8 protein-coding genes are annotated in these 9,199 nt (G+C 41.0%); 3 read left to right on the top strand and 5 right to left on the bottom strand.

Going from position 1 to position 9,199, the window contains the following annotated elements; all coding sequences use genetic code 11:
- Positions 1-51 precede the first annotated feature (51 nt).
- Both FXV91_RS19300 and FXV91_RS19295 read right to left on the bottom strand, forming a co-directional pair.
- Positions 52-300, bottom strand: a complete 249-nt coding sequence (locus FXV91_RS19300; RefSeq protein ID WP_229392420.1) for a hypothetical protein — start codon at positions 298-300, stop codon at positions 52-54.
- 1,052 nt (positions 301-1,352) lie between these two features.
- Positions 1,353-1,580 (bottom strand): hypothetical protein, encoded by a 228-nt coding sequence (locus FXV91_RS19295; RefSeq protein WP_229392419.1) that lies wholly within the window; start codon positions 1,578-1,580, stop codon positions 1,353-1,355.
- Positions 1,581-2,416: 836 nt separating this feature from the next.
- Between FXV91_RS19295 and FXV91_RS19290 the strand changes: the two genes are divergently transcribed.
- Positions 2,417-2,698, top strand: a complete 282-nt coding sequence (locus FXV91_RS19290) for a DUF4405 domain-containing protein (RefSeq protein ID WP_229392418.1) — start codon at positions 2,417-2,419, stop codon at positions 2,696-2,698.
- 225 nt (positions 2,699-2,923) lie between these two features.
- On the opposite strand, the gene FXV91_RS19285 is transcribed toward FXV91_RS19290, so the two are convergent.
- The 3 genes from FXV91_RS19285 to FXV91_RS19275 all read right to left on the bottom strand — a co-directional run bounded on the left by FXV91_RS19285 (position 2,924) and on the right by FXV91_RS19275 (position 5,921).
- Positions 2,924-4,186 carry a hypothetical protein gene (locus FXV91_RS19285; protein ID WP_229392417.1) on the bottom strand — a complete coding sequence of 421 codons (1,263 nt, stop codon included), beginning with the start codon at positions 4,184-4,186 and terminating at the stop codon, positions 2,924-2,926.
- A 75-nt stretch (positions 4,187-4,261) separates the two neighbouring features.
- Positions 4,262-5,371: a hypothetical protein gene (locus tag FXV91_RS19280; RefSeq protein ID WP_229392416.1), complete on the bottom strand. Its 1,110-nt coding sequence runs from the start codon at positions 5,369-5,371 to the stop codon at positions 4,262-4,264.
- 115 nt (positions 5,372-5,486) lie between these two features.
- Positions 5,487-5,921 carry a helix-turn-helix domain-containing protein gene (locus tag FXV91_RS19275; protein WP_229392415.1) on the bottom strand — a complete coding sequence of 145 codons (435 nt, stop codon included), beginning with the start codon at positions 5,919-5,921 and terminating at the stop codon, positions 5,487-5,489.
- Positions 5,922-7,156: 1,235 nt separating this feature from the next.
- Here FXV91_RS19275 and FXV91_RS19270 point away from each other — a divergent pair.
- Positions 7,157-8,110 carry a hypothetical protein gene (locus FXV91_RS19270; RefSeq protein ID WP_229392414.1) on the top strand — a complete coding sequence of 318 codons (954 nt, stop codon included), beginning with the start codon at positions 7,157-7,159 and terminating at the stop codon, positions 8,108-8,110.
- Between the two features lie 455 nt (positions 8,111-8,565).
- Positions 8,566-9,144 carry a hypothetical protein gene (locus FXV91_RS19265; RefSeq protein ID WP_229392413.1) on the top strand — a complete coding sequence of 193 codons (579 nt, stop codon included), beginning with the start codon at positions 8,566-8,568 and terminating at the stop codon, positions 9,142-9,144.
- The last annotated feature ends 55 nt before the right edge of the window (positions 9,145-9,199 follow it).

Raw genomic sequence — 9,199 nt, 5'->3', positions numbered from 1 at the left:
CGTGCCAACTAATAACAGTAAAACACAAACATAGATCTCCAGGTCTATTCCTTAGAGAGCTGCAAACTCGACTTCTCCCATCTGGTAAATCTTCAAGACATCAGTCAGTTTGATCAGTGGGTCTTTCTCACTCCGGGTGATTCTGGTATCTTCAGAGCTTTTGACAGAACCGGTAGCTGAAATGCTGTACGGGTTATTTTTTAGATCCTCCCCGGAATCACTTCCCCCTGAACTATTATCAGATTCATCAGATTCATTAGATTCATCGTAGAAACTCGCCGCTTTTTCGAACGAATTCATAATTTTTGAGGGATTCAGCTTATTTTTGAATGTTTCTATTATTTCAGTAAGTGTCATAGATTACCTCTAAAAAGCTAGTCATATCCGAGTTCAATTTTTCAGGTTGAACTGAATCTTTTCAGGGTAGCTTGAGTTGAGCTCTTTTGGTTCGTCTGATTTCTATCTTTCTCACTACCAGTTTCGTGATCATATCTTGTGATCAAATCTTATGTCCTTGAACAGAGCATCCGATTGACAGTAAATTATAACTGAGAACATTTTTTATATTTATTTATAGTGATAAATTTATTGTAATATTATTTATTGTGGTTTAAATTGGACCATATTATAAGGCCCAATTAGACCCGATGTGGTTTAATGGGTCTTGATAGGTAATGAGGCACTTGCGAGATGCATAGTGCCTCATCTTCTGGGGTGTAGGGTTTCTGTTTGACTGCTCCTTTCCTCTAGTTCTTAAACAGGTAACACCTGGAGATGTTGTGAAGGGTTCCCAGTTTTCTGGTGGCGAGGTATCCTTTCAAGGTGTTAGTCCCCGTTTACTCCTATCTGACTGCTCAGGAGGGACTTGAGGCAGTCAACCTCATCATGGGCATTTAATAATAAAAGCATACTTAGCTCAAAAAAGGGAATATAAGGAATGAATTTATCAATGAAGCTTTTCTAATGGGTTTCTGGCTAATTTATTCTTTAATCAGCCTTTAATCAGCAATTATGATCCCTATAAAGTATTATTATCTGTCATTATTATTCGTAAGCATGCGCCCGCTTTCCCTTAGAGCTGTTTTCAATGGGAATAAACCGGGGGTTCGGGTATCGTACTAGTCCCTCTGTTCCTTCCCTGAAGCTCTTATATCAATAGACCTCCGAAATTTGAATACTGAATATACATCGCAGAAAGCAGCCGCTAAAGCTAATCAGACACAGGAGTTATCTGATACGGACCCAGCGTGTTTTTCCTTTATTACTCACCCTGGTTTTTATTTTCATTATGTATTCAACACGGATTTCAAAAAGCAGTGAATGACAATATAAATAGGATCTGGTTCTTACATCTACATTGTTGATGTTTTTGAGTAAAAAATACACAGGCTGGTTTGCCCTATTTTCACTTCCCGAGTTTCACTTCCCGAGTTTCGCTTCCCGAGTTTCGCTTCCCGAGTTTCGCTTCCCGAGTTTCGCTTCCCGAGTTTCGCTTCCCGAGTTTCGCTTCCCGAGTTTCGCTTCGGGAGCCCGAGGTCCTTTTCGCTTCGCTCAAGAGGACTACCTGATGGGTTTAGCATGAGTTGAGCTCAAAAGGGCCACCTGATGGATTTAGCAATGAGTTGAGCTTAAGAGGACTAATTTAGGGGTTATAGCAGTGATCTTTGCTCAAGAGTCCCAAAAAGGATTAGATTACAAATATTGCTGACCCATGCAACCTTATTCACTATAATGAGTCGTTCCTGCCACGCTCGACGCGGGAGAGCGGTCTTACAAAATGAAGAAGGAGATTTCCCTTTTTCTACTCCTTCTATTTCTTTTTTGATTGGTACCAGACAGGCTGGCGGAGGAATCCGGTGTCGTATGGGTTAAATAGCATTTCTCGGGGTCAAGGAGATATTTCTCAGGCCAGGAAGAGTGTTTTTCTAGAATTTCTGTATAATTTAATTTTACCTGGTATATATAGGTTCGACAGCTATTTTTTCATGGTTAACAGGCTGAACGCAGCCGCATGAGAAACGGGAAAATAGGATTTGGAAGTACTGTTTTAGATATTCGGGAATTACATTAACCTATTATAAGGATTACCTGATTTTGCAACCATTTTTTGTAAATAGTCAGAAAGTAGAGCTTAAAACAACTGTATTAAGGCTTAAGATCCAATATAAATAGTTAAATTTAATTTGCCGTTTTCATATAGCTTAAAATCTAAAATTAATCTCTTTTTTTAACTCTTTTTCTGCAAGTATCTTTATTTCTTTGTCTGGCAATTAGAGGATTGTACAGCGGTAGGCTGGAAAACAGCGTGACTGTAATAGTAAAAGGCTTACGAAGCAAAAAGTAACCAAAGGGATTGGTAATGATACAAAGTCACAAAAATACAACAGAGACGTAGAAGTTACAATGGAGTAAAAAAATGAAAAGGATAAAACTTAATTATATCGTGAATGTCGCCCTCTTCGCTCAATTTGTCCTGGTTGGCTATTCAGGACTTTTATTGTTTATCAATGACCATGGGACGTCCCATCTCTGGAAGTTAATCCATGAACAGCTTGGGATTCTAATGCTGATCTTCTTTATTGCCCATATTGCACTCCACTGGAACTGGATGGTGTTCACCACAAAGAAATTTTTCACAAGAGAGAACGAAACGAAGGCCGGTGAAATTATCGAGGCGAATTATATTCCTATGGATTAAGATTAGTAGAAAAACTGGAAAAATAAAAGTTATTTGGCAAATTATGGTCATCTGGATATGCCAAAAAGTTATCCAAATATATGAGCAGGTTGTCCGGGTACGCAGATAAGTTATCTGGATATACGAATAACTTGCCGTATTTGCAGCATTATGCCGGGTTATCATGGCCCGGCTATCACGGCATAAAGATATAAAAAAATCAAGGAGTATTGAGTCCCGGGAATTTTATCTTTCCTCATCCCGCAGAATTACAACATTCCCACGTCCCCGTTTGAACTTCTCTATCAGCTCTCTTCTTTCCAGGTCTGCAAGCATGAGGCTGACTTTTCCTTCGGAATACCTCAACTTGCTGCGGAGATCTTTCTGTGTAATCCTACCTCCCTGGCCCCGGATTATATCCATGATCTCCTGGAGGTCTGCAGGGAGAGGGAGGTTCTTTTTGATAGCAGGGATTTCTGGCTCGAGAATCTTTTTGGGTTCAGGCACCTCTGCTGGTTCTTCAGGAGAGATTTCTTTATCCCCTTTTGCTTCCTGCTTGAGGTCTGCAGGTTTTATTTCAGGCATGTCATGTATGAGATACTCTCCTGTGATTTCGGCATGTTTTTCTTCTTCCCGAACTTCATAACCTGACTCTCCGAAGTCCGATTCTCCTGAAAGTCGGGTTTCTACAGGCTTGACAGGGACTCCGTGTTCGGTCTTCGATTCAATTCGTTCATCAGGCACTTTTGCCGAAAAATCGGGTGCATTTACAGGCACAGACAGTTTTTCTGAGAGTTTCTCTGGAACAATTTCATGTTTTATTTTTTCTTCCAGAAGCCTGCTTTTCTCCAGTTTATTTGTTTCCGGCTGGCTTTTTTCCGGTTTATCGGTTTCTGGCTTATTTTTCTCTATACCTCTATGTTTCTGGAATCTATAGCCGCCAGCTAGAAGGAGAGACAGCATAAGGGCTGCAAGGAAGTAATATCCGGTTGAAGAGGAGGGTCCGTTTATTTCACGGGTTTCAGTGATACTTACATTATCAGCGCTTGAGTCATCGGAATCTGAGTTGTTAACAGCAACTGACTTATTGCTGACCGTTTCTATCATAGTGCTGGAATTTTCCGTATCTTCGCTTTCGGAAATCTCGCTCATTTCAGAACTTTCCATCAGTTCCTGGGAATATATAGGGAGGAGCAGGAGGTCAAACACATAGCTTCCTTCGCCCTTAATTTTAACCGTTTTTTCGGCTGAATAGACAAGGGTGCTGTTCTGATAATAGTTGGCTGTGATAAGGTAATCTCCAGGCTCCAGTTCAAAAGAGTAAACGCCGTATTTCGCCACCATAGACTGGGAAGGGGTGGAGTTTACTTCAACCACAGCATTTTCCAGAGGTTCGAAGGTATCCCAGCTGTATACCTCTCCGTGAATTGTGGCTGTGCTGTCTGCCGCGGCAGGTACCGCAAGAAGTACTGCAGCAGCAACGCAGATAATGTAAACGTTCAGATTCATTTTTATCAGGAAACCCGAATTAAGGTTTGGATTCTCTTATCTTTTCGGACTTTGTCCTTATATCTTTCTCATGATTTATAGATTCTTTTTAATAAAGCTGATTCTTTTCAATAAAGTTTCTCTTATCCCGGTTTCCGGGTCATGTGTGCCCACCACGGTAATCCTATTCTCTGTTTTTCCTGGTTCTTCCGGACCCATTTGTTCTTCAAAAAACGAGTTTACAGCCCACTTCTCCTCTTTCTTTATTCCGCCCGTATCTTCAATGCTGTATGTCCCGTTTCCAAAGAAAGTCGCGTATCCTTCTCCATCCGCAGCCTCAACAGTGATATTTTTGCCATTAAGCAAGAGCATTTTGTGGGGGCCGGAAATCTCCACATCCGCAGACTGTATATGGTAGATAAGTACATTTTCCTGCCGCCCTTCTTTAATTTCAAGCGTATAATTTCCTTTAATTTTAACCGTGGAATCAGGGGAATGCTCCATTATTATCATTTCACCTTCTTGCAGATGCAGATTGAGACCAAAGCCGCCTATCAGGGTAACTCTGCCCTCTCCGTTTGCACTTAGCCGGGCTGTTTCATTCAGTTCTTCACTTCCGGGCATCAGGCGCTTGAATTCATCAAATATATCTTTAAGGACCAGGTTGGCTCGAATCATGCTTTTCTGCGACCTGATCAGATACTCCTTTTCTGCGCTTTCCACAGGTGAACCGTCTTCTGAATTTTCGTTCCCTCCAGGGCTAATGTCTTCTTCGCCTGATGAAGAAGCTGCAAGGGTTCGGTAATTCTTTGCCTCTTCTACGAGGCTGTTATATTCTTCAAGCAGGACTTCAAGCCTGCTCACATCCTTTCCCTGCTCCCTGAGATACTGAACCCCAGACTCTAGCCTTGCAGATATAGCTTCTGCCTTTCTGATGTTACCGTCGAGCAGGAGTGCTGCATCTTGCAGGGAACGGGCTGATCCCTGATTCTCATCGGGCATACCCGGAGGCGGACCACGAGGACCTGTATGCACGCCTGGCATCTCATCTCCTTTATTCAGGAGTCCGGCGTAGGGGTAAAGAATGCTCCTGTAGATGTCTCCCGGAGCTTTATAAGTAGAAGGCTGTGCCTGTGAATCAATACAACCTGAAATTACGATAACTCCCATAAGTATAAGAATCAAGGACAAGAGTTTGATTTTCATGCTGGTCTACGCCTTCTGGTAAATATCACTGGACTCTACTTTTTATTTACATTTTTATATTTTAATATTTGCTTTAGATCCGGAAATCTTTCTTGAAAGCATGTCTGAGGCAATTTCATATCCCGGGTCCGCAATAAACTCCCGAAAACTCCGAAAACTCCGAAAACTCCGAAACATCCGATCCGTCCGGGTTTTTCAGGCTGTGCTGCCGGAGCATCGTTAATATAAGGGACATATCCGGACTTTTTTTCCCGGGCAGAAGGATAATTACTTTCTCGACTGCCTCATACACTTTTATTTCTCTTCCTTTCCTGCTCCACTTTACCTGCCTCACCCTTATTAACCCGGCTTCAAGAAGAGAATCCAGGTTGTATTTGAGGGTATTCAGGCGTACTTCAAGTTCATCTGCAATATCAGCCGCAGACATCGATCTCCTGTCAAGCAGCTTGAGGATCCTGATCGAAGTCTTATTAGAGAGAAGCCGGGCAATTTTCCTGGAATCTTCGGAAAGCTGCAGGATCAACAATTTTTCCTCCGGGTTTTCAGGCATTTTTTGTCTCCGGTATGATCTCTGAATAATACGATAATTTATAATAACTTCTATAATTTATAATAACTTCTATAATAGCCTCTTTGAATCGTTTATGAGCTGTCAGGAATACCCGAAGCCGTTATTTTGCAGGTATAGATACAACATATGGTCTCGATTATTTGCTTCAGCCGAACCTTTCATAATTGTACAGTGCGAAATGGCACGGTGTGAAAGCATATATGAGGGTTTATTGGGTGAGGATTATAGTGGGTTGGACGGTGTATTATTCGGTATATTCCTGACTGCAGATGCTGTATCTGGATTTAAAGATAAAAGCATACTTACTCTCCCAGTTCTATTGAATTATTGAGTTTAATAATTATCCTTTAAGAGCGCTTATTTTTACATTTAACGCTTTATAACCCCTATATCTCAAGTTTTGAGAGTCAGGATTTCCTGAAAGCTTTTAAGCAATCTTATTATCTATTTATATGCCGTCTTTAGATTTGATAGATATGTCCAGTACATCTAATATATCTTTATCTCTGGTCAATAATGAACCCCAAAATAACCTCAGATAAGCAATATTGTACAAATAGATAAAGAACAAAAAATCTAAATTGATTCTGCTAATCAGGTGGACCCTATCTTTTTGCCGATTAAAAGCTCATTATTTCTCTAGATTTCCTTCTGTTCTCTCTTCTTTTAATCTTACTTTTTATAGCTTCCCTCTTAATTTCTATCTGGCAAATGAAACCTGGTATCATTAACAGGTACCTCCTTCTGTTTTTTCGATTACACAGATCGGAAGCAGGTGCAGATCTATGGATAAGGAGCAATGCGGTTCTTAAGGTGATGCAGTTCCGTACCTTGAAGTTCTGCTCTATATCCCGGGCAAATTTCATACCTGAATCAGTGTGAAGATCGCCTTCCTACTACACCTTAAAATCACTGAACCCTGATCAGGCAGGTTGTCTCTGATTATTCAAATAGCTAATCTATTACATACATTTCTTCAGTTGCATGATATCATTTTTTAGTGCTTTAATAAGCATCAAACTCAAAATTTAAGCTTAATTTATTAAATGAAGCTTAAAGAAAGCTTATTTTTTAAATAGAATTCCGATTTCTTTTTTATTTCTGAAAGTAAACTTATATTTAAGCCAGCTTATTTCAGGAATGTCAAGCGGCGAAAAGCTGCTTGAATTAAACAGAATAAAGTAAACTAAATGAATAATTTACGGAGGTATACTATGAAAAAACAAGCAGTAAAATCGGTTGCCAGTTTTGCGGTGATGCTGATGTTCTTAAGCATCATCCCTTCTGGCGCTTTTGCTTTAGAAAATGGGACCAGTGTATATCAAGTAAATGAAAAAGAATCTGGAAAGATGATGCCAGGAGGTATGAGGCATGGGGGGGCAGGGCCCGATGAAATGCGTGATATGGGTTTCGGTCCTGCTGAAAATATAACCGAAGAAAATTTCACTGAAATCCAGACTGAAATGCTTGATTCAATTACTGAAAAAATTGCTGAGCTCCAGAGCATGTACAGCAACGTAAGCGAGGCTTCGACTGCAGAGGAACTTCAAGCGGTTTTGCTCGCAGAAAGGCAGGCAAATGCTGAAGGTGCGGCCTCTGGTGAAAAGAATGGATTCCGTGGTGAAATGTGTGGGCTGTGCCTCTTTGAAGCCAGGGACGTAACCGAGGAAAACTTTACTGATGTCCAGACTGAAATGCTTAATTCCCTTCAAAATATGACCGAAAACCTCGAAGAAACACAGGTCAAACTCACAGAAGCAGGTAAAGAAGACAGGGCTGAAGAACTCGATGAGAAAATCGCTGAACTTCAAAATTTATATTCTGAATTGGGTGAGGCTTCAACCGCAGCAGAACTGAAGGAAATCATATTCTCTTACCTGCAAACACAGGCCGTTACATCTCTTGAAAAGGAGATTGAATTCCTTAACGCCAGGATTACGGAGGATGAAAACGCAACAGATGAACAATTCGAGGAAAGGATTATCGAACTCACTGCCCTGATTGCAGATCTCGAAGATGCTGAATCTCTAGATGAACTCAAAGAAATTATGTCCTCTGATATGAAGGATGCAAAAGGCCCAATGCAGCAAGGCGGTCGAAGAAATATTCCCGGACGTCCTGACAGCATGCAGGTGAACAGCACCGAGGAAAACAGCACCGAGGTCTAATCTTCTGAAATAGTCATTTAAATTCTCTTGTTTGAGACCCAGTATAAGAAACCCACACTGAAAAAGAAACCTACACTGAAAAATTACATCAGGAGATCAGTCCACTAAAATCCATACCAGAAATCAATCCAGAAAAAATCGAAAAGGCTCCCTGAAGGAAGCCCCTCAAAACTACACCATATATGATGCCAGAACCCGGTATAAAGAGAGTGGATGGGAGATAGAGGAGCATACTCACTCCTTTTCATTTTCTGGCATCAGTTGCCTTCAGGATACAGAGATGGATTTTTTGTTTTTAGCTTATTCAGACTACATATTTCCAATTAGCTTGTTCAGATTACTTATTCCCAGATATTATCCGAATAGATTCATTAGAGGTTGTATACATGGAGCTTTTTGATTTGATTAAAATCTTTAACCTTAAGAAAATTTCCATTTTTTCTGTCTTATTGATTATGTTCAGCATTGTCCCCAGTTGTGCACTTGCTGAGGAGGAAACTGCACAACCTTCATTTCCGGAGGACGATTTTGATACTATGCAGAGCCGGATGATCGAATCAGTCGATAGAATGATAGTAGCTCTTGAGAATTCCACAGAAGGTCTTGATACTGATACCCTTCAATCGACTGAAGAAATGATAAACGGGCTTACATCGATTAAGGAAGAAGTTTCCGAAGCCGAAACGGAATCCGATCTCCAGACAATAAGAGAAAAACTCGATACCCTGCTTGAAGAGGCTCCTGATGAATTGAAGAGCATTTCCGGGTTTGGAATGGGTTCTGCCGGACATGCTCAGAACGGAAGTAAGGCTCCTCCACGGGACTATGGTAATATGTCCGAAGGGAGTCCCGAGATGCCACAGGGGGCTAATTTAATGGGTGACAATGCAAGTATGGAAAAACAGGGAATGCCTGGCAAAGCTCCCGGTGAGCAGGAAGAAGCAGACATTGCAGAAGATAGTAATACAGAGGCATCCACTGATGCCGGTTTCTTTAGAAAGCTTATTAACAGCCTTAAGTCTCTTTTCAGCTGATCCGGAAAACGGCATGAAGTTGAGATTATTTTAAAGTTTCAGGAGCAAAAATGGA

The organism is Methanosarcina sp. DH2, assembly GCF_020804225.1.
Lineage (GTDB): Archaea > Halobacteriota > Methanosarcinia > Methanosarcinales > Methanosarcinaceae > Methanosarcina.
This window is presented reverse-complemented; position numbering and strand designations above follow the sequence as displayed.